Raw genomic sequence first — 22,013 nt, 5'->3', positions numbered from 1 at the left:
TCCTGATTGCGGGCTGGAAACCGCAGGCAGCGCCGGATTCGCCGCGGCCGGGTTGGCGCGCGGGCTGATCATGCTCAAAGGAATGGAAAAAATGCATTCTGGCGCTTGCGATACGGCAGCGCGTCAGGCATATCCACCCCTGCCGGAGACGTGGCCGAGTGGCTGAAGGCGGCGGTTTGCTAAACCGTTATAGGGTTGTAAAGCCCTATCGAGGGTTCGAATCCCTCCGTCTCCGCCAGACCCCCCTTTAAAGCATTGAGATTGAAGCCTGTTTGGTCGATCGCCTCAGTCGATCGGCGGGCTTCCGATCGGCTGTTTGGGCTTTGGCGCAGGCACGGCGCCCCAGCCGGCGAAGCGCCGTAGCCGGTGCAATCGCCGCATGGCGCCAAAGCGGTCCGGCTCGGGGCCAATCCTCGCCGCGACCGCCATAATCGTCGGGGTCGACAAGATTGCACCATGTCTCGGCGGGCTCCAGCTTTGCGTGGTGATGCCGAAGCGCTGATGGACCTCGCCCGCGGTCAACTCCCACTGAGGGTCGAATCTGCGGGGCGTCAATTCGGAGCGTGTGCAGGACGCATTGCGCGCTGATCGGTGCACACCATTTGGGCCAGCGTTTTAGAGCGCTGGCCCAGCTCCATCATGGGCGCGTTACCACGAGCCGTGCCTGTCCATGCCAAGCCGTGCAAAATTGTGACGGTTTATAGCGCTATTCGACCGCGTCACAGCTCCTGCAGCCGCTTCTTGTCGAGCATGCGCTTGGTGTAGGTCTTGATGGTGTGGAAGGCGGCGGCGGTGTTGTGGCTCAGCACCCGGTCTTTCACCACCAGCGTGGTCACCGGCGCTTGCGAGTGGCGAATGAACAGCGAGTCATGGCCGACGCACAATCCCATTAGGATGTTGAGGTCGGTTTGATGATCGTTGAGCAGCCGGGCTTGCAGCACCGGATTGCAGCAGGCTTCGTGGCCGGGCTTGATCTTCAGTTCCTCGGCAACGCCGATCTCGGTCTTGTCGATCGAGCCGACCTTGCACAACGCGGTGCGGGTCTCGAAGCCGGCGAGGCGCAGGATATCGACCAGAATTTTGGTGTCGTCGATCAGCCCGACGCAGGTGGCAATGCCGAGCCGCTTGGCACCGATCCGGCGCGCGAACGCCACGGTCTCCTCGATCCGGTTGAGCTGACAGTAATACAGGCCTTCCACTTCGGCGGCCGCGCGCGCCAGCTTAGCATCGAGGCCATCACCGCCATAGAGCTGCACCAGTTCGGCGCGCTGCTCTGGCGTGAGATCCTCGGTGGCGCAGATCCCGGGATAGCGGGCGTCCTCACGATAGCAGTTGAGTTGCCCGCATTCGGAGCAGGTCACGACGTCGGGTTTGGGCTTGGCCATGGCACGGAATTCCTGGAAGGCTGGATCTGATCGACGGGTAGCCGACCATCGCCTGCCGTGCAATCAGCCGCTGGTCGTGGGCGTCGTTATCAAGACGTCAGATGTGAAACCGGCGCGCCGTAGCGCGCCGGTCGCGTTGTCCATCAGAGTGCGCTCAACCGAACGCATCCTTGGTGATGCTGGCGTACCAGGAGTCGGCGTAGCGCGCTTCCAGCCGGCGCTGCGATTTGGTGTCGGCCAAAGGTCCGCGCGGTGACACGCCGCCCGAATTCGGCGTTTCGACAAAGCCCTTGTCGCTCGGCCGGAATACGCCCACCACTGAGATGCCGTAGTCATCGCCGATATGGCTGTAGCAGGTGTTGAAGTACACCGGGTCTTTGGGCGGCTCGCGGCCTTCCAGCAGCGCGATCGCCGAAGCCACCGCCTGCTTGGAGGTGGAGTTGGCGATGAAGCCGGATTTCGGCATCGGCCCGGCGATGTTGGCATCGCCGATCACATGGATGTCCTTGGCCTTGATCGTTTCGAATGTGTAGGGATTGACCGGCACGAACCCAGTCTCGTTGGTGAGCCCGGCATCGACCGCGATTTTAGCCGCCGATTGCGGGGGAATGACATTGCCGACATCGATCTTGTGCCGGATGCCGAACTCGGTCTGCAAGATCTTGTTCTTGGCATCGACCGCGACCACCTTGCCGTCCTTGCTGCCGGGTACCCATTCGATCAGTCCGGGATAGAGTTCGTTCCAGGCATCCTGGAACAGGCCCTGTTTAGAGAACGCATCCTTGGCGTCGAGCGCGAGAATCTTCGCTCGCGGCTTGTGTTTCTTCAGATAGCTGGCGACCAGGCTGATGCGCTCATAGGGCCCGGGCGGGCAGCGGAACGGGTTGGACGGAATCGCAAAACCGACCACGCCGCCATCGGGCAGAGCTTCCAGCTGCCTGCGCAGCAGCAGTACCTGTTCGCCGCGCTCGGGCACCCAGGCGTGCGGCAGGATTTTGGCCGCATCCTGGTCATAGCCCGGCAGCGCGCCCCATTTGATGCCAATGCCCGGCGACACGATCAGCTTGTCATAGCTCACGGTCTTGCCGCTGCGCAGCCGGACCTGCTTCTTATCGGGCTCGATCGCCTCGGCCCAATCATGGATGAAATTGACGCCGCGACGCTTCAGTGCGCCATAGTCGTGGGTGATGTCGGACAGCGTCTTGGAGCCGGCTAGCAGCAGATTGCCATAGGGGCAGGTCACGAACGAGCGCTGCGGCTCGATCACCGTGACGTCGATATGCGGGAAGGCGATGCGCGCAAACCGCGCCGAGGAGGCGCCGCCAAAACCGCCACCGATGATCACCAGCCGGGCGCTGCCCTTGGCGTGCAGCAGCGACGGCGCGGCCAGCGTAGCAAGGCTGGCCGCGGCCAGCTTGCCGAATGTACGTCGAGAAATGTTGGTCATGGCGCTCTCATTAGCGACGGATCGAGGAGAAGTAGTCGGCGAGCTGCGCGGTTTCCGTTTCGGAATAACCGCGCGCGATCCGCGGCATGATGGTCGCCGCCGGCCGCTGATTGTTGCGGAATTCCTCCCACACCCGGATGAACGCTTCGCGCTCATAGCCAGCCAGCACCGGCGTGCCGTTCTGGCCTTTGCCGAACTGGCCATGGCAGCCGGAGCAGGATTGCGCGAGCAGCGGCGGCGCGCTCGGCGTTTTCTGCTTATACGGTTCGGCAAAGGATGACGCTGCGCCGACCGTAAGGGTGGCGGTAACGATCAGGATCGAGTTAGTACGCTTCATCAGTCCCCCAGAATGTCAACAGATCAGGTTGTTTGCAGAACGGTTCGATGCGCGATCGGCGGCTGATCGAGCCGGAACAGCGGGCGCAGTGTCAGACCGAGCCAATTGCCGAGCAGCGCGCTGACCAGCCACAGCCAGCCATGCAGGCTGCCGGAGGCGATGCCGGAAAACATCGCGCTGATATTGCAGCCGGTGGCGATGATGGCGCCGATGCCGAGCAGCAGCCCGCCAATCACCGAGGCCAGCACATGAGCGGGCGCGATCCGCCATTGCGGCGCGAACCGTGCCGCGACGCCGGCCGCGAGTAGCGCGCCGATCATCACCGCGATGTCCATGATCGAGGTGGTATCGGCCCATAGCTCGCGATGCAGCGCCGCGGCGCGGGTCGGCTGCTCCCAAAAGGCCCAGAACGCCGGCTCCGACAGTCCGGTCGCTTCCAGCGCCTTCGAGCCCCACAGCGCGAACGCCTGGCTGACGCCCCAGGGCCGGCCGGCAATCGCGAGCGTCGCGAAATTGAGCAGCGCCAAGGCCAGCGCTGCCCAGGCATAGGGCCAGGCGCCATAGGAACGCGCTTCGTCCTGGCGCCGCCAGATCGGCTGCACGGCGCCGTGGCGGCGGCGTTCGAGCTTGATGGCGAGGAGCCACAGCGCCGCGCCAATCAGCGCATAGAGCGCCAGCACCGATGCCAGACCGAGTGTGTTCAGCAGCGACAGTGCCGGCAGCGCCGGCAGCGTGCTCCACCAGTCGGCATGAAAGGCCGCGAGTGTGGCACCAGCGATCATGAAGGCGAGGGTGATCAGCATGCGCGGGGAGCCGCCGCCAGCGCTATAGAGCGTGCCGGACGCGCAGCCGCCGCCAAGCTGCATGCCAATGCCGAACAGCAACGCGCCGAGCGCGACCGCTGTACCGGCCGGAAATACAAAGCCGCGCACCGGCTGCGACCCGACGCTGCCGATATCGAGCGCCGGCAGAAACAAGAGCGCCGCGGCTGCGATCATCAGCAGTTGCGCGCGCACATGGGCGGTGCGGCCATCGCGCAGCAATGCACGAAAACCAGCCGCGAAACCAAACGTGCCCCGATACAGCACATAGCCAAGCGCAAGGCCGATGATCCACAGCAGCAACGATCGCCAGCCGTTAGTGACAACGAATGAGCCGCCGAACGCCGCCAGCACGATCGCCGCTGCGACCACGGCAAACTGAATGCGAGGGCGCGATGAAACGAGGGTGTGAGCCACTGTGCAATGCCGCCTGAGGTTGAAACTATGCGGCCATCGAAACAGAGATCGCTTGAATAACAAGCGAGCTCGGGGGACTAAGAGAAAATAAGTAGTAACGCCTCTGCCGCGGCAAAACCGCAAGTCGAACATTCTGCGGCGCTGGGCCTAAGCGAGCGATTTGTTCTCAGCATTTTTGGGGCGGGAATCGCCCTCGGCGGTCGAACCTCGCCCTCGGCGCGAACCGAGCGATGGCGGCGGCGGATTTTTGGGGGCATGACGGGCAGCATCGATCCCGTCGGAAGGCGACCGTGGCGCCGGCCAATCGGCAGGCCGGGCGCCGGTGACATCGTCACAGAAAGTTCGGTCGCGATTGTGGAATATGCCGGCTATCGGCCGAAAACCCCGCCGCTGCGCAGCGTGTGGGCCAATTCGGCTTGACACCAGGCCATCCTATTCTTTGGAGTTCTGTCGGATGACAGCCATTTCGATTTCACCCCCAGACGCGGCCACGACCGGCCGGCTGGCGAATTTCCCCGTGTCGTTCTTTTCGATGGTGATGGGCCTTGCCGGCCTGACGATCGCCACCCAGAAGCTCGAGGCGGCGGCCGGGCTTGGCGCCATTGCCAGTGATTATCTGTTTTGGGGTTCGGCGGCGGTCTATGTTGCGATCGCGCTGGTCTATCTTATCAAGCTCACGATCCGCAGCAAGGCGGTGGCGGCCGAGTGGGCGCATCCGGTGCGGATCGCGTTTTTTCCGGCGATGTCGATCGCGCTGATCCTGTTGTCGATCGCCGCGCTGCATTTCGATCGCACGCTGTCGTTCTGGCTGTGGTCGGTCGGCGCCGCGCTGCATTTCGTCTACACGGTGATGGTGATCACCGCCTGGATCAATCATTCGCGCTATGAGGTGGTGCACCTCAATCCGGCCTGGTTCATTCCGGTGGTCGGCAACGTGCTGGTGCCGATCGTCGGCGTTCAACACGCGCCGGCGGACGTGTCCTGGCTCTATGTCTCGATCGGCCTTCTATTTTGGGTGGTGCTGCTGACCGTGGTGGTCAACCGGCTGATCTTCCATCATCCGCTGCCGGCCAAGATGATGCCGACGCTGTTCATCCTAATCGCGCCGCCCGCGGTCGGCTTCATCGCCTGGACCAACCTGGTCGGCACCATTGATCCCGCCGCCCGCGTGATGTTCTTCGCGGCGCTGTTCTTCTTCGTGCTGATGATCCCGCAGCTCGGCAAGTTTGCGCGGATTCCGTTCGCGCTGTCGTGGTGGGCCTATTCGTTCCCGCTGGCGGCGCTGACCATCGCGCAGTTCGTGATGGCCGATCGATCCGGCATCGAGTTCTATCGCTGGCTCGGCTACGGGCTGTACGCGCTGCTCGCCCTGGTGATCTCAGGGCTGTTGGTCCGCACGCTGATTGCGATGGTGCGCGGCGAGATCTGCGTCGCCGAGCACTAAGGGTTTTTGGTTGTCGTCGGCGCTTGCCGGCGACAACCCGCCCCGATGCGATACCAAGAGCAGGCTGCGGTCGCCCCTGCTGCTGGCGATGGTCGACAGCATCGCCGCGGCGCTGGCGTCATCCAGCCCCTCGGTGGGCTCATCCAACACCAGTATCCTGGCATCGTCACGCAGCAGGCCGCGCGCAATCGCCAGCCGGCGCGCTTCGCCGCCCGAGAGCTGCGCGCCGCCATGGCCGACATAGGTGGCGAGCTGGTCGGGCATGTTGTTGACCGCGTTTTGCAGCCCGGCCTTGGCCAAGGCCTGCCATAGCTGCTCGTCGCTGGCCTGCGGCGCGAATGCGCGCAGATTGTCGGCAATGGTGGCGGCGAATACATGAGGCCGCTGCGGCACCAGCGCGATCCGCGACCGAAGATCAGCGAGGCGAAGCTGCTTGATCGGCACGCCGCCGAGCCGGATCTCGCCGCGATCAAGATCGCGCGCCCGCACCAACAGCGAAATCAAGGTGGATTTGCCGGCGCCGCTCGCGCCATCGAGCCGGCGCGCGCTGCCGGCCGGCAGCGCCAGATTAACGTCAGCGAGCGCGGGCTGGCTGCGCCCCGGATAGGTGAAGCTGACATGATCGGCGATCAGATCATGGCCTGGCGGCAGCGCGACTGGATGGGCGGGGTCTTCAACCAACGGCTGGCGATCCCACAGCGCAAACAGCCGGCGCAGCGCCGAGGCGGTCGCGCCAAATCCGAATGCGGCTGCTGGAATGGGCGCAAAAGCCTCAAAGCACGACAGTACCAGCAAGAGCAGCAAGGTCAGATCGGGGCCGGCGAGCCGGGCGCTCGCGACCGCGGCCGCGCCAAGGCCGAGCACCACCATGACGGCGGCATCGGATGCGATGCCGAGCATGGCCTGCGCCAGCGCGCTGCGGTTCACCACCTGACGCTCGGCCTTCATCCGCTCGGCCAACAGCTGCGCGAGCTGATCGCTGCGGCGGCGATCATCGCCGGTGATCAGCAGCGCGGCGAGGCCATCCAAATGTTCGATGGTGCGGCTCTGAATCTGGGACGCCAGCGCCGCCTCGCGTTCGGCGGCCGCGCGGCTGGTGCGGGCCAGCAGCAATGGCAGCAGCAGCGCGCCGATCACGATGATCGCCGCGATCGCGGCCGCCAGCGTGCCGTCGCCGCGCCAGGCGATCACCAGCACCACCAAAACGCCGACGATCAGCGCCACCACGAGCGGCGCGATCAGCCGCAGAAACACCAGTTCGAGCCGATCGACATCGAGCTTGAGCCTCGCGCCGACTTCGCTGGAGCGCAGATCATCAAGCCCGGCCGGCGCGATCGCCTCCAGGCGGCTGAACAAAGCGGTGCGGGTGGCGGACAGCAGCCGAAAGGTTGCTTCATGGCCGAGCACGCGGTCGAGCCAGCGGCCGCCGGTGCGTACGATCGCGGTGAAGCGGATGATCGAGGACGGCGTAAAATAGTTGATGGCGCTGCCGGTCGCGCCGGCTACCGCCATCGCGGTGACGAACCAGCCGGCGGTGGCCATCAGCGTGAGATTGGCGAGCGTGGTCAGCAGCGACACCAGCACCGCGCCGAGCAGCCAGGGCCAGGCCGGCCGCCACAACTTCAACAGGCGCAGCAGGTCACGCATCGGAGCGCTCCGCTGCTGGCGGTGCGGCGCGGGCCTTGAGCTGGTCCAGCATCGGCTGCGGCGCGCCTTGCGCCAGCACGCGGCCGTCCTCGATCAGCACGATCCGGTCGGCGCTGGCGACGGTTTCCAGGCGGTGCGCGATGGTCAGCACGGTGCGGCCCTGGCGCAGCGTCGCGAGGCCGCGCAGCACCATAGCCTGCGCCTCGGCGTCGAGATGCGAGGTCGGTTCGTCGAACAGCACCAGCGGCCCGGCTGCAAAGAACGCGCGCGCCAGCGCCAGCCGCTGCGCTTCGCCGCCGGACAGGTTTTTGCCGCGCTCGGCGAGCGGCGTTGCAAGGCCCTGCGGCAGCCGCGCGATGATCGCCTCGGCGCCGGCGGCGCGTAGCGCGTCGTGCATGGCGTCGTCACAGGCCGGGCCGGGCGCTGTGCGGCCCATCACGATGTTGTCGGCGATGCTGCCGTCGAAGAATTGCGGCGCTTGCGGCATCGACACCAGCGCGCGCCGCCAGTGCTGCGGATCGATGTCTGACAGCGGCTGGCCATTGATCAGAATCCGGCCGGAGCTTGGTTCGATGAAGCGGGCGAGCAGGGCGAACAGCGTGCTCTTGCCGGCGCCGGACGAGCCGACCAGCGCGACATGCTCGCCGGCGGCGATGTCGAGATCAAAGCCATCGAGCGCGACCCGGCCGTCGTCATGAACGACGCGCACCGCCTCGAAGCGGATCGCCGGCGCCGTGGTCGCGGTCATCGGCTGATGGCCTGCGGTCTTTGGCTCAGCGAGCAGCGGCGCCAGCGTGCCGAGCGCGGTCATCGCTTCGAGGCGCGCGTGCCGGCGCAGCCCGATCTCGCGCAGCGGCGCGAAAAATTCCGGCGCCAGCAGCAGAACGAAAAAGCCGGTGGCAAAATCGAGTTCGCCCCACAGCAGTCGAAAGCCGACCGCGACCGCGACGCCGGCGATCGCGCCGGTCGCGACGAATTCCACCACCAGCGCGGACAAGAAAGCGAGCCGCAGCACCGCCATGGTCTCGCGGCCATAGGCTTTGGCGGCGCGCGCCACCGAGGTCACCGCGGCCTGCGAGGTGCCGGCGAGTTTTAATTCGCCAAGGCCGCGGATCTGGTCGAGCAGATGGCCGCCAAGCCGCGCCAAGCTTGCCCATTGCCGGCCGCTGGCCTCTTCGGCGCCTTTGCCGGCCAGGATCGAGAACCACACGAGGAGCGGCAGCGCCACCACCAGAATGACCGCCGCCAGCGGATCGAGCGGCGCCACCACGATCAGCACCGCCAGCGGCACCACGGCGGCGCGGACCACGCCGGGCTTCCAGCTGCGCCACAGCGGGCCGACGGCGTCGATCGCTTCGGTGATGGTGACGGCGAGTTCACCGGCCGGCTGGCCTGCGAGTTTGGTGGGGCCGCGATCGGCGAGCCGGCCGAGCGTCTGCCGGAAAAGATGCAGGCGCACCGCGGCGGCCGCCTCGAATGCCGCGCGTTCGGTGGTCCAGTTCGCGGCGGCGCGCGCCAGCGCCAGCGCCGCCAGGATCATCAAAGTGGGCAGTGTTGCTTCAAAGCAAGCGCCGGCAAACACGATGCGATCGACGGCGGTCGCGATCAGCTGCGCGGCGGCGACAGCGATCAGGCCGCCCAGCGCCGCGGCCAGCGTTGCCAGATGCGCGGGCCAGCCCGCCACCTTGCGCAGCGAGCGCAGCAGCGTTGCCGCTTCGGATTGATCAGGCGTCAATGGCACAGCCCACGCTCAGCCCACGCTCAGCCGGAGGTGAGCGGACCAGCCGTTCACCTCCGATGACGAATGCCGCCCGCCGCAGGCGGCTTATGATCCGCATGGCGCGGTCAGGGCGCTTTCTTGCTCGCGCCACCATTGCGGTCGAGCTGGTCTTGAAACTCGTACCACATCACGTTGATCACCGCGATCGCCGCCGCAGCGGTGACCCCGAGAATCCAGGCGAAGTACCACATGGCTGCTCTCCGTTAGTACGCGGAATGGGCGTTGGCTTCGATTTCCTGCGCGGTGACCCGGCCCCACATCCTGACGTAGCACCAGACGGTGTAGGCCAGCACGATCGGCAGGAAGATCACCACCGCCCAGAACATCACGGTCAGGGTCAGGTGGCTCGAGGCCGCATCCCAGATCGTCAGGCTGGATTTTGGATCGATGCTCGACGGCATGATGAACGGGAACATCGACAGACCAGCGGTGCCGATGATGCCGACGAGGCCGAGCGAGCTGGTGACGAACGCCAGACCCGGCAGCCGCACCAGCGCGAACAGCGCGGTGAGCAGCGGACCGGCAAGACCAATCGCCGGCACGATCATCGCAATCGGCATCCGGGCGTAGATGTCGAGCCAGGCGCCGGGCGCGCGCGTCACTTCCTTGAGCAGCGGGTTCGAGGCGGCGCCATGCGGCGGCTCGGTGACGATGCGATAGCCGTCGATGCCGAGCCAGACCCAGACGCCGGCCAGCGCGAACAGCACCGTCACCAGCGGCGCGAAGCCGGCCACCACCTTGCGCGCCCTGATCGCCACCTCGCCGGAGGCGCGCAGTTGCAGCCAGGTGCCGCCATGCACGGTCAGCATCAACAGGCTGATCACGCCCGCCAGCAGCGCGAACGGGTTCAGCAGCGGCAGCAGCGCGGTCAGCAGCGAGCCCTGATAATGGGCGCGCAGCAGTTCATCGAGCCGGAACGGCACGCCCTGCAGCAGATTGCCGAACGCGACGCCAAAGATCAGCGCCGGCACGGTGCCGCCGACGAACAAGCCCCAGTCCCAGGTGTTGCGCCAGCGCGGATCGGCGATCTTGGAGCGATAGTCGAATCCGACCGGCCGGAAGAACAGGGCGAATAGCACCAGCATCATCGCCATGTAGAAGCCGGAGAACGCCGCGGCATAGACCGCGGGCCAGGCGGCGAAGATCGCGCCGCCGGCGGTGATCAGCCAGACCTGGTTGCCGTCCCAATGCGGGCCGACCGTATTGATGATGATGCGGCGTTCGACGTCCTTGCGGCCGACGAATGGCAGCAGCGTGCCGACCCCCATGTCCATGCCGTCGGTGATGGCAAAGCCCATCAGCAACAGGCCAACGAAGATCCACCAGACGAATTTCAGTGTCTCGTAGTCGAGCAACATCATTTCGTCCTCCGATTACGCCGCGTGGACGGCGGAGGCGCCGCCGCGCTCGAAGTGGTAGCGTCCAGTGCCAAGCGTACTTGGCCCGATGCGCGCGAACTTCACCATCAAGAACAGCTCGATCACCAGCAGCAGCGTGTAGAACAGCAGGAAGCCGGTGAGCGAGAAGATCAGATCGGCCGAGGTCAGGCTGGAGGTGGCCAGGAAGGTCGGCAGCACTTCGCCGATCGCCCAAGGCTGCCGTCCGAATTCGGCGACGAACCAGCCGGCTTCCGAGGCGATCCACGGCGCCGGGATCAGGAACACCGCGAGCCACAGATACCAGCGGTGTTGTTCGAGCCGCTTGGCGGCATTGAGATAGAAGCCGATCACGAACATCAGCAGCATCACAAAGCCAAGGCCGACCATCACGCGGAACGACCAGAACAGCGGCCACACTTTCGGGATGGTGGAGGCCGCCGCCGCCTTGATCTGCTCGGGCGTGGCCTGCGCCGGATCGGTGACGAACTGCTTGAGCAGCAGGCCAAAGCCGAGGTCCTTGGAGTGGGCGTCGAACTGCGCGCGCGTTTCGGGCGATTTGTCGCCGCCGCGGATCTTGATCAGCGCCTCATAGGCGATCTGGCCGGACTTGATCCGCAATTCATGCTCCTTTTCCAGATCGGAAAGGCCCTTGATCGGCCGGTCGAGCGAGCGGGTCGCGATCAGGCCGAGCGCGCCCGGAATTTTGACCGCCGCATGCGTTTCGCGCTCGGTCTGGCTCGGGAAGCCGAACAGCGTGAACGCGGCCGGCGGCTTTTCGGTTTTCCATTCGCCTTCGATGGCCGCGAGCTTGACGCGCTGCACGTCGCCGAGCGTGTAGCCGCTTTCGTCGCCAAGCACGATCACCGACAGCGACGAGGCAAGGCCAAACCCGACCGCGACCGCAAAAGAGCGTCGCGCGAAGGCGAGGTCACGCCGCTTCAGGATGTACCAGGCCGAGATCCCCATCACGAACACCGAGGCGGTGACGTAACCGGCCGCGACCGTGTGCACGAACTTCACCTGCGCCACCGGGTTCAGGAACACTTCGGCGAAGCTGGTCATCTCCATGCGCATGGTTTCGGGCGAGAACACCGCGCCGATCGGATTCTGCATCCAGCCATTGGCGATCAGAATCCACAGCGCCGACAGGTTCGAGCCGATCGCCATTAAAAAGGTCACCGCCAGATGCTGGCGCTTGGTCAGCCGGTCCCAGCCCAGGAAGAACAGGCCGACGAAAGTCGATTCCAGGAAGAATGCCATCAAGCCTTCGATGGCCAGCGGGGCGCCGAACACGTCGCCGACATAGTGCGAGTAATAGGACCAGTTGGTGCCGAACTCGAACTCCATGGTCAGGCCGGTGGTGACACCGAGGGCGAAGTTGATACCGAACAACTTGCCCCAAAACTTCGTCATGTCCTTGTAGATTTCGTTCCCGGTCATGACATAGACGGTTTCCATGATGACCAGGAGCCAGGATAGGCCAAGCGTCAGCGGCACGAACAGGAAATGATAGAGTGCCGTCGCGGCGAACTGCCATCGGGACAATTCAATAAACGTTGGATCAAACATGATGGCCGCTATCCTTTCGGAGATGACGAACAGGCTGCACCGTCGGCTGGCACCGACATTGCTGCAATTGCTCTGAGTAGGCAAAGGGCGCGAGATGGCAATGGGGGAATTGCCTGAGTTGTGCTGCGCTCCGAATCATGACTCGTTGTCCAGTCACACCAACGCCTCGCAAGGGGGGACGGACAACCGATTTGCGAGCTTCGGTCAACTGCCATCCTGACGCAGCGACACGCTAGGCGCTCCCGGCGCACCGTTCGGTGACATCGTCACAGACGCACCGCGCAAGCCGCACCGACACTTCCTGAAATAACCGAGTAGGTGAACCGCGACGCGCACAAGAACGTGTGCGGGCCTGCGCGGTGCGAGGAGGAGGTCGACGTGGCGAGCAACGACAAGTCCGTTTCGCGGCGGCAACTGCTTGGCTGGGCAGCTGGTGCGATGGCGACCTCAGCGCTGGCTGACGTGGCGTTGGCGCAGCCGAAAGATACGCCGATCAACACCAAGGCGCGGATCGTGATCATCGGGGCCGGCGCTGCCGGCACCGCGATCGCGAATCGACTGGCGATGCGCCTTGCCAATGCGTCGATCATCGTGATCGATGGCCGCCGCGATCATATTTATCAGCCGGGCTTGTCGCTGGTGGCCGCCGGATTGCGGCCGGCGTCTTATGTGGTGACGCGCACGCGAGACTGGCTGTCCTCCGGCATCACCCTGATCGAGGAACCGGCGATGGCGATCGATCCGATCGCCAAAACGGTCTGGACCGCCGGCCGCACCGCCATCTCCTATGATTTTCTGATCGTCGCCTCCGGTCTGGTGCTCGATCATGACGCGATCGAAGGCTTTTCGCTCGATCTGGTCGGCAGCAACGGCATCGGTGCGCTGTATGCTGGTCCGGATTATGCAGCGCGGACCTGGGCAGCGGCGGCGCAATTTGCCGCCAAGGGCGGCGAGGGCATTTTTACCCGGCCGCCGACCGAAATGAAATGCGCCGGCGCGCCGCTCAAGCACACTTTCTTGATCGACGACATCGCCTCGCGCGGCGTCGGCTCCGGCCGCTATCGCATCACCTATGCCGCCACCGCGGACTCGCTGTTCAGCGTGCCGATCGTGTCGGAGAAAGTGCGGATGCTGTTCGATCAGCGCGGCATCAAGACCGCCTACAGCCATGTGCTGAAATCGATCGACCCCGGCCGGCGCATCGCCACCTTCGCGACGCCGAGCGGGTTGCAGGAACGGCCTTACGACTATCTGCACGTCATCCCACCGCAGCGTGCGCCCGCGCTGATCCGGCAGGCGGGGCTGTCCTGGGAGAATAAATGGAGCGATCAAGGCTGGGTCGAGGTCGATCAGGCCACGCTGCGCCATCGCCGCTTCCGTGACGTGTTCGCGATTGGCGACGTCGCCGGCGTGCCGAAGGGCAAGACCGCCGCTTCAGTGAAATGGCAGGTGCCGGTGGTGGAGGACCATCTGATCGCCGACATTCAGGGACGTGAGAGCGAGTTGGCTTATGACGGCTACACGTCGTGCCCGCTGATGACCCGCGTCGGCCGCGCTATGCTGGTGGAATTCGATTACCAGAACAATCTGGCGCCGTCGTTTCCGGGCGTGATCGCGCCGCTCGAGGAACTGTGGATCAGTTGGCTGATGAAGGAGGTGGCGTTGCGCGCTACCTACTATGCCATGTTGCGCGGCAAGGCGTGAGGAGGTTGCGATGAAGCAGTTGAGTTTCGAGACGCTGATCGCGGTGTTTGAAGAACTGTATGGCGCGACCTTGTTCTGGACGCTGGTGGCGGTGGCCGCGATCATCACCCTCGGTTATCTCTACGTGCTGGTGCGCGACCGGGCGATGTCGATGCGGCGCTTTCTGTGGGCGCAGCTGTCGATGCCGTTCGGTGCGGTCGCCGCGGTATTGTTCGTCCAGCAGATGACCCATTCCGACTTTCGCGATCTCGGCGGCCCTATCGATTGGCTGGTGATTCTCGGCGTGGCGCTGCTCGGCGCCGGCGGCACGGCAATTCTGGTCTATACGTTACAGTCATTGGCGCGTACCAGTCCGATCGTGATCCGACGTCGCAATAGCCTGTAAGCGCGCTTGCAGGCGGCGCCGGCGGATCGCCAGGCGAAGCGGACGGCGCCCGCGTCGTTCGTGGATTTCAACAAGAAGTGGAAAAAATGGAAGCGTTTCAAGATCACTACGACGATGCCGTTGCGCATTGCTATGGTTGCGGCCGCAACAATGAGCATGGTCACCAGATCAAGACCTGCTGGGAGGGCGAGGAGACCGTGACGCGATTCACGCCGGAGCCGTATCACACCGCCATTCCCGGCTTTGTCTATGGCGGGCTGATTGCTTCGCTGGTTGATTGCCACAGCACCGGCAGCGCCGCCGCCGCGATGTACCGGCAGCAGAACCGTGAGCTCGGCAGCCAGCCGCCGATGCGCTTCGTCACCGGATCGCTGCATGTCGATTATCTGAAGCCGACCCCGCTCGACGGTGCGCTCGAACTGCGCGGCCGCATCGTGGAGATCAAGGGCCGCAAGGTGGTGGTCGAGACCGATGTGATCGCCTGCGGCGAAGTCACCGCGCGCGGCCGGGTGGTGGCGGTGCAGATGCCGGCTGATTTTGGCGGCGCCAAAGCGGCGTAAGCGCGCCGCGCTAACAGCGGAAAGAGAGTTTTTTCTGTTCAGCCACCGGACGAGGCCCCGTTACCACGGAAGGTTGTAGACCGGCTCCATTGCTGATCAGTCAGCGGGCGGCGATACCTTGTGTATCGCCGCCCGCTGTGTTTTAAGCAGCGATCATCGGTGCCTCCGATTTGGAGGTGAAACGGGAACGCGGTCCGGGCTAGCCCCATGCCGCGGCTGCCCTCGCAACTGTAGGCGGATCACGACGTCCTCGATGCCACTAGCCGACCGGCTGGGAAGGCGGACGCCGCAATATCCGCGAGCCAGGAGACCGGCCGGTGATGTGCAACCAACACGTCCGGCGAAGGGCCGGCGGAGGGTATTGCCTTGAAGTTGTGGTGGACGCCGCGCAGCGGTGGAAGTCGGCATGCGCGCCGCTGATCGGACGCTGCTCGCCACCTTGCTGGTGGTCGGCGTGGTGCTGCTGTTCCTGGTGTCGCTCAGCATCGGGCCGGTGCAGCTGTCGCTCGGCACGGTGATCGAGGCGCTGCTGGGCGGCGGCACCGACGTGCAGCGCACCATCGTGCAGGAAATCCGGCTGCCCCGCGCGATTCTGGCCGTGTCCATCGGCGCCATGCATGGCCTGGCCGGCGCGGCGCTGCAGGGCCTGCTCCGCAATCCTTTGGCGGCACCCTCGCTGTTTGGCGCGCCGCAAGCTGCCGCGTTCGGCGCGGTGCTGGTGATCGCGATCGGCGTCGCCGATACGCTGTCTTATGCGCTGCCGCTTGCCGCGATCGCGATGGCGTTCGTCTCGGTGTTCGTGCTGCTGGCGGTCGCAGGGCGCAACGCCAATCTGCTGCTGCTGATTTTGGCTGGGCTCGCGCTGTCGAGCCTCGCGGGCGCAGCGACTTCGCTCGCGCTCAATCTCGCGCCCAATCCGTTCGCCTCGCTGGAAATCTCGTTCTGGCTGCTCGGCTCGCTGGAGGACCGCAGTTTTCATCACGTCACGCTGGCGCTGCCATTCATGGCGGTCGGTGCCGCGCTGCTGCTGATGCGCGGCGAGGCTTTTCGGGTGCTGAGCCTCGGCGAAGAAGCGGCGCAAAGCCTCGGCGTCGATGTCGGCCATCTGCGGCTGCAGGTGATTTTGGGCGTGGCGCTCGGCGTTGGCGCGGCGGTTGCGGTGTCGGGCACCATCGGTTTCATCGGCCTGATCGTGCCGCATCTGATGCGGCCGCTGGTCGGCTACGATCCGGGCCGGCTGCTGCTGCCGAGCGCGCTGGCCGGCGGCGCGCTGCTGCTCGCCGCTGACATCGCGGTGCGGCTCATTCCATCGACCACAGGCATCAAGGTCGGCGTGCTGACCGCGCTGATCGGCGTGCCGTTCTTCCTTTATCTCGTGGTGCGCCAGCGGCGCTCGCTGACCGGGAGCGTGGCATGAGCGAAGCCGATTACTTCGTGGTCGATGGTCTGTGCGTCAGTCTGGGCGGCAAGCTGCGCGTCAAGGATGTGTCGTTCGGCCTGCCGCGCGGCTGCCTGACCGCGTTGGTCGGGCCGAGCGGCGCCGGCAAGACCACGCTGCTGCGCGCGCTGGCCGGGCTCATTCCCAGCGAAGGCCGCATCACGGCGGGCGGCGAAGAGGTCAGCAAGATTCCGGTGCGGCAGCGCGCCCGCCGGCTCAGCTATGTGCCGCAAGGCGAGGCGGTGCATTGGCCGTTGCCGGTGCGCGATGTGGTGGCGCTCGGCCGCTATCCGCATGGCGCGCCCGATCCGCAGCGGCTCGGCGTCACCGACGCCGACGCCGTGGCGCGCGCGCTGCATGAAGTCGATCTGATGCCGCTGCAGGACCGCCGCGTCACCGAATTGTCCGGCGGCGAACGCCGGCGCGTCGCGATCGCGCGCGCACTGGCGACCGAGGCGCCGATCCTGCTCGCCGACGAGCCGATCGCCTCGCTCGATCCCTATTTCCAGCTCGCGGTGATGGCGCTGTTGCAGCGCCAGGCGCGCGCCGGCGCGCTGGTGCTGGTCATCACCCATGACATCGGCCTTGCGGCGCGCTTTGCCGATTGCATCCTGATGCTAAGCGAAGGGCGGCTTGTGGCGTGCGGACCGCCGAGCGCGGTGCTGGCGCCGCCGCGGCTGGCGGATGTGTTTTCGATCGATGCCTATCGCAGCAGCCACGATGCCCAGCCGGTGCTGGTGCCTTGGGCGATGCGCTGATGCCAGCTGCGCTCAAGCAGGGGGCGCTCAAGAAGGGTGCACTCAGGTGGTGTGCGGCCTGGCTGCTGATCGTCGGATCGCTGGTTCTCGCGGCTGATGCGCGTGCCGGTGCGGCGCGGATCGCCTCGATCAATATGTGTTCCGATCAGCTGCTGATGGCGCTCGCCGATCCCGAGCAGATCGTCGGGCTAGGGCCCTACGCCCGCGACCCGCATCTGTCGTTCATGGCGCGCGAGGCGCAGCGCTTTCCGCGATTGTCGGGCGAAGCCGAAGACGTGCTGGTGCTGCAGCCCGACGTGGTGCTGGCCGGCCGCTATGGCAAGCGCGCCACCCGTGAATTGCTGCGTGCCAAGGGCATCAAGCTCGCCGAGTTCGACGTGCCGCGCAGCATCGATGACGTCAAGGCGCAGATCAAACAGCTCGGCGAACTGGTCGGACATCCCGACCGCGCCAGCGCCCTCAATGCCAGAATCGATGAAGCGGCGGACCGCACAAGGCAGGCGGCCGCGCGTTGGCAGGGCCGGGTGCTGCCCTTGTCGCGCCGCGGCTGGATCGCCGGCAGCGACAGTCTGATCAGCTCGCTGCTGTCGACCGCCGGATTGGTCAATGCGGCCGCCGAGTTGGGCTTGCGCCGGGGAGGCTTTGCGTCGCTGGAAACCATCGTCGCGGCGCGGCCCGATCTGTTGCTGATGACCGACGATGTGCCGACCGCTGAGGATCAGGGCAAGGCGCTGTTGCTGCATCCGGCGATCCAGAACAGCTATCCGCCAAGCCGCCGCTTGGTGATTGCCGAGCAATTGACGATTTGCGGCGGCCCGATGCTGCCGCAGGCGCTTGATCGGCTCACCGCGGCGATCGAACGGATCGAGCGCTGACGGAGAGCGGCTGCGGCCGCTGTGCTGTGCAGCTGTGCCTCAGTCCGTCGGCACTTCCTTGACGCGGTTCGGGTCCTGTTCGCGGCCGTCCCAGATCTTCGGCTTCTCCAGCCATTTCTGGATGAAATTCCAGGAGCGCCGATAGCCGTTATGCGGCAGCGTGCAGGCGCTGCAATCCTTGCGCTTCATGCCGTTGCGATCGACGATCACGCTGTAGGCGCCGGGGCACTCATAGGCGCTGAGCGGGCAGTAGCAGAACAGGCAGTTGAATTCGTGCTCGACGCCGGGATGACATGGATAAAACGGGCAGGCGTTGTTGGTAAAACCTTTGAACGCCTCGTTATTGGTGCTGTCTTTCGGTTCCATGCGGTTTCCATTGCGGGCCACAAAGGCCATGGAGTGGAGCGTTGGGCGAGCTTTTAGGCGAGCTGCCGCGGTTCGGCGATAGTTCCTTGGTGATAGCCGCCGTCAGCGGCCGAAGGGTTTAACCGCGGATCGGCGCAGCCGATCGCACGGAATTCCTGAATGTGATGGTCGGTGACGCCAAGCGCCGATAGCTCGGTGCGCAGCCGCTGCACGGCGTCGTCGTCGAGCAGCTTTGGATGCACCGTGGTACGGAGCTGATAGGCGACGCCGGAGGCCAGCACATGATCGAGGCTGTGCCGCGCACGCTCGCCGCTGCCGGGCACGCCGGTGATGCGGTCGTACTCGGCAAATGGCGCTTTGACATCAAAGCCGATCCAGTCGAGCTGCGGCAACAGCTTGGCGAGCCGCTCCGGATAGGGCCCTGCGCTATGCAGGCCGATCCGGAAACCGAGCGCGCGCAATTCGGCAATGGCCTGCGGCAATGCCGTTTGCAGCGTCGGTTCGCCGCCCGACAGCACCACGCCATCGAGCAGGCCGCGCCGGCTTGTCAGGAATGACAGCACGTCGCTCCAGGCCAACGGTTCGTTGCTGGTGGTCGGCAGCAGATGTGGGTTGTGGCAATAGCCACAACGCCACGGGCAGCCCTGGCAAAACACCGTGGCCACCAGCTCGCCCGGCCAGTCGCAACTCGACAGCCGGGCGATGCCGCCGATCCGCAGCTCAGTCGAGCTTGGCACGGGCTTCGCAGAAGTATTTGCGCTCATTGAATTCGCCAATCTTGCCGCGGTTGAACGAAGCGACCGGGCGGTGATAGCCCATCACGCGAGTCCAGATTTCGCAGGGCTGACGCTCGGCGTCGGTAAGCGTGATGGTCTCGATGGCGTCGCTAGCAATGGTGACGTGCGCGTTCATTGAAGTGGTCTCCTTGGGTTAGTGAGCAGCGGCAAGGCGCTTGGCAGCGAGCCGTTCGGCATCGCATTTCGGGCAGAACTGATGTTCACCGGCGAGATAGCCGTGGGTCGGGCAGATCGAGAAAGTCGGCGTCACGGTGACGTAGGGCAGCCGGAAATTCTCCAGCGCGCGCCGCACCAGCTTCTTGCAGGCGGTGCCGGATGACAGCCGCGAGCCCATATAGAGATGCAGCACGGTGCCGCCGGTGTATTTGCGCTGCAGTTCTTCCTGGCGCTCCAGCGCTTCGAACGGATCGTCGGTGATGCCGGCCGGCAGCTGGCTGGAATTGGTGTAGTAGGGGTGATCGTTGCTGCCGGCCTGCAGAATGTCGGGATAGCGTTTGCGATCTTCCTTGGCGAACCGATAGGTGGTGCCTTCGGCCGGCGTGGCTTCCAGATTGTACAGATTGCCGGTCTGCTCCTGGAACGACGTGATCCGGGCGCGCACGTGGTCGAGCAGCCGCACCGCGAAAGCGTGGCCCCACGGCGTGGTGATATCCTCGGCGTCCTCGGTAAAATTGCGGATCATCTCGTTGATGCCGTTGACGCCGAGCGTCGAGAAGTGATTGCGCAGCGTGCCGAGATAGCGCTTGCTGTACGGGAACAGGCCGCCATCCATGTAGCGCTGCACCACCTTGCGCTTGATCTCGAGGCTGGTGCGGCCGATCTCGAGCAGGCCGTCGAGCGCATTCAGCATCGCTTGTTCGTCGCCGCGATGCAGATAGCCGAGCCGCGCGCAATTGATGGTGACCACGCCGATCGATCCGGTCTGCTCGGCGCTGCCGAACAGGCCGTTGCCGCGCTTCAGCAGCTCAGTCAGATCGAGTTGCAGACGGCAGCACATCGAACGGATCATGTGCGGCTTCAGCTCGGAATTGATGAAGTTCTGGAAGTAGGGCAGGCCGTATTTCGCCGTCATCTCGAACAGCAGTTCGGCGTTCTCACTCTCCCAGGGAAAATCCGGCGTGATGTTGTAGGTCGGGATCGGGAAGGTGAACACCCGGCCCTTGGCATCGCCGCGCGTCATCACTTCCATATAGGCGCGGTTGATCATGTCCATTTCGGCCTGCAGCTCGCCATAGGTGAACGGCATGTCGTCGCCGCCGATCACTGGCACCTCGTCGCGCAGGTCCTCTGGGCAGGTCCAATCGAAGGTCAGGTTGGTGAACGGCGTCTGCGTGCCCCAGCGCGAGGGGACGTTGAGGTTGTACACCAGCTCCTGAATCGCCTGCAGCACGTCGGTGTAGCTGAGCTGATCCTTGCGGATGAACGGCGCGAGATAGGTGTCGAACGAGCTGAACGCCTGCGCGCCGGCCCATTCGTTCTGCAGCGTGCCGAGGAAATTGACGATCTGGCCGACCGCGCTCGACAGATGCTTTGGCGGACCGGCTTCGACCTTGCCGGGCACGCCGTTTAGCCCCTCGGTCAATAGCGTGCGCAGCGACCAGCCGGCGCAATAGCCCGACAGCATATCGAGATCGTGAATGTGCAGATCGCCGCTGCGATGCGCCGCGCCGACCTCGGGCGGATAGACATGGGACAGCCAGTAATTGGCGACCACCTTGCCGGACAGATTGAGGATCAACCCGCCGAGCGAATAGCCCTGGTTGGCGTTGGCGTTGACGCGCCAATCGGTGCGCTCGAGATATTCGTTGATCGAGGCCACCACATCGACCGCGGTCTTGCGGTCACGGCGGGCCTGCTCGCGCTTCTCGCGGTAGACGATGTAGGCGCGCGCGGTGACCAGGTGATTGCCCGAGATCAGCACCTGTTCGACGATGTCCTGGATCTGTTCGATCTGCGGCATGGCCTCGCCGAAGCGATGCATGATCACCTTGACGGCCTGGTGGGTGAGGCGGGCCGCCTCGTGTTCGTTGTATTCGCCAGTGGCGCGCCCGGCGCGGACAATGGCGGCTTTGATTTTGTCGCAGTCGAACGGCACCGGCACGCCGCTGCGCTTGACGATCAGCCGCGGCAGGCTCGGTAGGGTAGAAAGGGACATCGGCACCCCGCAATGTTGCGGGCGAGAGCCAAGCAGGTGCGTGCCGGGAATCGAGTGGCGTAAGCCAATCGCAGCAAGCGACCCACCGGGACACCCCGCCCAGGGACGTTTGGTTGTCGCGGCAGGTCTCCTGGCTCACGGGTCAATGCTGCCGTCGGCCTTCCCGGGATCGCTCCCAGTGGCGCTCAATGACGTCAGCTCGCCGCTTACAGTTGCGGGGGCAGCTCCGGCCTTGGCATCAGCCGCACCGGATTCCCTCTTAGCTCTCGATCTAGAGATTCGAGAGACCACGACAGCTACATTTAGTGGGTGCGATCGCCGCGTGAGTCAAGCGGTATGCTGAGGCCGGAGGATAACGGCCGCGTCATCAGCCGCTGGTCGGCTCTTGCGCCCTGCCTCCCGCCGTGCTGTGGTGCCGCCGTCTTCGGTGCCTTTCGCAAGAAAGGTGAAACGGGAACGCAGTGTGGCGTCATCGCCAAAGCTGCGGCTGCCCCCGCAACTGTAGGCGGATTTCGCGATCAACGCGCCACTGAGGTGAGCTTGGCTTGCTCGGGAAGGCGATCGCGACCATGTCCGCGAGCCAGGAGACCGGCCGGAGACTGTTGCAATGCCATTCGACGGTGGGTCGAAGAAGGACGGTCGCATGACAGATCTTCCCCGAGCTTAGCGCTGGCCGCGAACCGCGGCCGAGCCTGATTCCATCTGCTCCGCAGTCGCTGCCGTGATCGGTAGCGCGTCGCTACGCGGCG

Annotated in this window: 21 protein-coding genes, 1 tRNA gene and 3 riboswitches; of the genes, 9 read left to right on the top strand and 13 right to left on the bottom strand. The window is 65.1% G+C overall.

From position 1 onward, the window contains the following. The first annotated feature begins 144 nt into the window (after window positions 1-144). Window positions 145-238: transfer RNA gene (locus BJ122_RS07235), tRNA-Ser, on the top strand. Window positions 239-719: 481 nt separating this feature from the next. On the opposite strand, the gene BJ122_RS07225 is transcribed toward BJ122_RS07235, so the two are convergent. The 4 genes from BJ122_RS07225 to BJ122_RS07210 form a co-directional block, all read right to left on the bottom strand. Beyond that, the gene (locus tag BJ122_RS07225; protein WP_110780425.1) at window positions 720-1,385 is read right to left on the bottom strand and encodes a DUF1847 domain-containing protein; all 666 of its coding nucleotides are present in this window, start codon (window positions 1,383-1,385) and stop codon (window positions 720-722) included. Between the two features lie 154 nt (window positions 1,386-1,539). Further along, window positions 1,540-2,832, bottom strand: coding sequence for an NAD(P)/FAD-dependent oxidoreductase (locus BJ122_RS07220; protein WP_110780424.1), 1,293 nt, complete (start codon window positions 2,830-2,832; stop codon window positions 1,540-1,542). Between the two features lie 10 nt (window positions 2,833-2,842). Further along, window positions 2,843-3,169: a c-type cytochrome gene (locus BJ122_RS07215; protein WP_110780423.1), complete on the bottom strand. Its 327-nt coding sequence runs from the start codon at window positions 3,167-3,169 to the stop codon at window positions 2,843-2,845. Between the two features lie 23 nt (window positions 3,170-3,192). Next, on the bottom strand, window positions 3,193-4,362 hold the full coding sequence (locus tag BJ122_RS07210) for a YeeE/YedE family protein (RefSeq protein WP_245407646.1): 1,170 nt from the start codon (window positions 4,360-4,362) through the stop codon (window positions 3,193-3,195). Window positions 4,363-4,662: 300 nt separating this feature from the next. On the opposite strand from BJ122_RS07210, the gene BJ122_RS19210 reads away from it, so the two are divergent. Together BJ122_RS19210 and BJ122_RS07205 are read left to right on the top strand one after the other, a co-directional pair. Next, window positions 4,663-4,827 carry a hypothetical protein gene (locus tag BJ122_RS19210; protein WP_181418893.1) on the top strand — a complete coding sequence of 55 codons (165 nt, stop codon included), beginning with the start codon at window positions 4,663-4,665 and terminating at the stop codon, window positions 4,825-4,827. 34 nt (window positions 4,828-4,861) lie between these two features. Continuing rightward, on the top strand, window positions 4,862-5,851 hold the full coding sequence (locus BJ122_RS07205; protein ID WP_110780421.1) for an SLAC1 anion channel family protein: 990 nt from the start codon (window positions 4,862-4,864) through the stop codon (window positions 5,849-5,851). Here BJ122_RS07205 and cydC read toward each other — a convergent pair. The 5 genes from cydC to BJ122_RS07180 form a co-directional block, all read right to left on the bottom strand. Further along, a complete protein-coding gene (gene cydC, locus BJ122_RS07200) occupies window positions 5,786-7,498 on the bottom strand; it encodes a thiol reductant ABC exporter subunit CydC (RefSeq protein ID WP_110780420.1) in 1,713 nt (570 codons plus the stop codon). The two genes, BJ122_RS07205 and cydC, sit on opposite strands and share 66 nt — an antisense overlap. Further along, complete coding sequence (gene cydD, locus BJ122_RS07195; RefSeq protein WP_245407645.1) at window positions 7,491-9,239, bottom strand: thiol reductant ABC exporter subunit CydD; 1,749 nt, start codon at window positions 9,237-9,239, stop codon at window positions 7,491-7,493. The genes cydC and cydD overlap by 8 nt, the downstream gene beginning before the upstream one ends. Window positions 9,240-9,343: 104 nt before the next feature. Then, window positions 9,344-9,469 carry a cytochrome bd-I oxidase subunit CydX gene (gene cydX, locus BJ122_RS07190; protein ID WP_103010758.1) on the bottom strand — a complete coding sequence of 42 codons (126 nt, stop codon included), beginning with the start codon at window positions 9,467-9,469 and terminating at the stop codon, window positions 9,344-9,346. Window positions 9,470-9,481: 12 nt separating this feature from the next. Beyond that, window positions 9,482-10,639, bottom strand: a complete 1,158-nt coding sequence (cydB, locus tag BJ122_RS07185) for a cytochrome d ubiquinol oxidase subunit II (RefSeq protein ID WP_210205440.1) — start codon at window positions 10,637-10,639, stop codon at window positions 9,482-9,484. 12 nt (window positions 10,640-10,651) lie between these two features. After that, window positions 10,652-12,226 (bottom strand): cytochrome ubiquinol oxidase subunit I, encoded by a 1,575-nt coding sequence (locus tag BJ122_RS07180; protein WP_110780418.1) that lies wholly within the window; start codon window positions 12,224-12,226, stop codon window positions 10,652-10,654. A 438-nt stretch (window positions 12,227-12,664) separates the two neighbouring features. Between BJ122_RS07180 and BJ122_RS07175 the strand changes: the two genes are divergently transcribed. From BJ122_RS07175 to BJ122_RS07150, 6 genes are all read left to right on the top strand, one after another. Next, window positions 12,665-13,930, top strand: coding sequence for an NAD(P)/FAD-dependent oxidoreductase (locus BJ122_RS07175; RefSeq protein WP_110780464.1), 1,266 nt, complete (start codon window positions 12,665-12,667; stop codon window positions 13,928-13,930). 10 nt (window positions 13,931-13,940) lie between these two features. Further along, window positions 13,941-14,315: a DUF5368 domain-containing protein gene (locus tag BJ122_RS07170; protein ID WP_110780417.1), complete on the top strand. Its 375-nt coding sequence runs from the start codon at window positions 13,941-13,943 to the stop codon at window positions 14,313-14,315. Window positions 14,316-14,401: 86 nt separating this feature from the next. Then, window positions 14,402-14,875, top strand: coding sequence for a PaaI family thioesterase (locus BJ122_RS07165; RefSeq protein ID WP_110780416.1), 474 nt, complete (start codon window positions 14,402-14,404; stop codon window positions 14,873-14,875). A 140-nt stretch (window positions 14,876-15,015) separates the two neighbouring features. After that, window positions 15,016-15,208: riboswitch (cobalamin riboswitch) on the top strand. A gap of 73 nt (window positions 15,209-15,281) precedes the next feature. Further along, a complete protein-coding gene (locus tag BJ122_RS07160; protein WP_110780463.1) occupies window positions 15,282-16,292 on the top strand; it encodes a FecCD family ABC transporter permease in 1,011 nt (336 codons plus the stop codon). After that, a complete protein-coding gene (locus BJ122_RS07155) occupies window positions 16,289-17,071 on the top strand; it encodes an ABC transporter ATP-binding protein (protein ID WP_110780415.1) in 783 nt (260 codons plus the stop codon). Before BJ122_RS07160 ends, BJ122_RS07155 begins: the two co-directional genes overlap by 4 nt. Next, window positions 17,071-17,946 carry an ABC transporter substrate-binding protein gene (locus tag BJ122_RS07150; protein WP_110780462.1) on the top strand — a complete coding sequence of 292 codons (876 nt, stop codon included), beginning with the start codon at window positions 17,071-17,073 and terminating at the stop codon, window positions 17,944-17,946. Before BJ122_RS07155 ends, BJ122_RS07150 begins: the two co-directional genes overlap by 1 nt. Before the next feature lie 39 nt (window positions 17,947-17,985). On the opposite strand, the gene BJ122_RS07145 is transcribed toward BJ122_RS07150, so the two are convergent. From BJ122_RS07145 to BJ122_RS07130, 4 genes are read right to left on the bottom strand one after another with little or no spacing between them, the layout of a single operon-like run. Next, window positions 17,986-18,312 carry a cysteine-rich small domain-containing protein gene (locus BJ122_RS07145; protein WP_110780461.1) on the bottom strand — a complete coding sequence of 109 codons (327 nt, stop codon included), beginning with the start codon at window positions 18,310-18,312 and terminating at the stop codon, window positions 17,986-17,988. A gap of 53 nt (window positions 18,313-18,365) precedes the next feature. Then, window positions 18,366-19,049, bottom strand: a complete 684-nt coding sequence (locus BJ122_RS07140; protein WP_245407644.1) for an anaerobic ribonucleoside-triphosphate reductase activating protein — start codon at window positions 19,047-19,049, stop codon at window positions 18,366-18,368. Further along, window positions 19,033-19,224 (bottom strand): anaerobic ribonucleoside-triphosphate reductase, encoded by a 192-nt coding sequence (gene nrdD, locus BJ122_RS19955; protein WP_110780413.1) that lies wholly within the window; start codon window positions 19,222-19,224, stop codon window positions 19,033-19,035. The genes BJ122_RS07140 and nrdD overlap by 17 nt, the downstream gene beginning before the upstream one ends. A gap of 18 nt (window positions 19,225-19,242) precedes the next feature. Further along, window positions 19,243-21,264, bottom strand: a complete 2,022-nt coding sequence (locus BJ122_RS07130) for a ribonucleoside triphosphate reductase (RefSeq protein WP_110780412.1) — start codon at window positions 21,262-21,264, stop codon at window positions 19,243-19,245. A 103-nt stretch (window positions 21,265-21,367) separates the two neighbouring features. Beyond that, window positions 21,368-21,571: riboswitch (cobalamin riboswitch) on the bottom strand. A 101-nt stretch (window positions 21,572-21,672) separates the two neighbouring features. Next, a riboswitch (cobalamin riboswitch) is annotated at window positions 21,673-21,875 on the top strand. Window positions 21,876-22,013: the final 138 nt, after the last annotated feature.

This window comes from Rhodopseudomonas faecalis (assembly GCF_003217325.1).
Lineage (GTDB): Bacteria > Pseudomonadota > Alphaproteobacteria > Rhizobiales > Xanthobacteraceae > Rhodopseudomonas > Rhodopseudomonas faecalis.
This window is presented reverse-complemented; position numbering and strand designations above follow the sequence as displayed.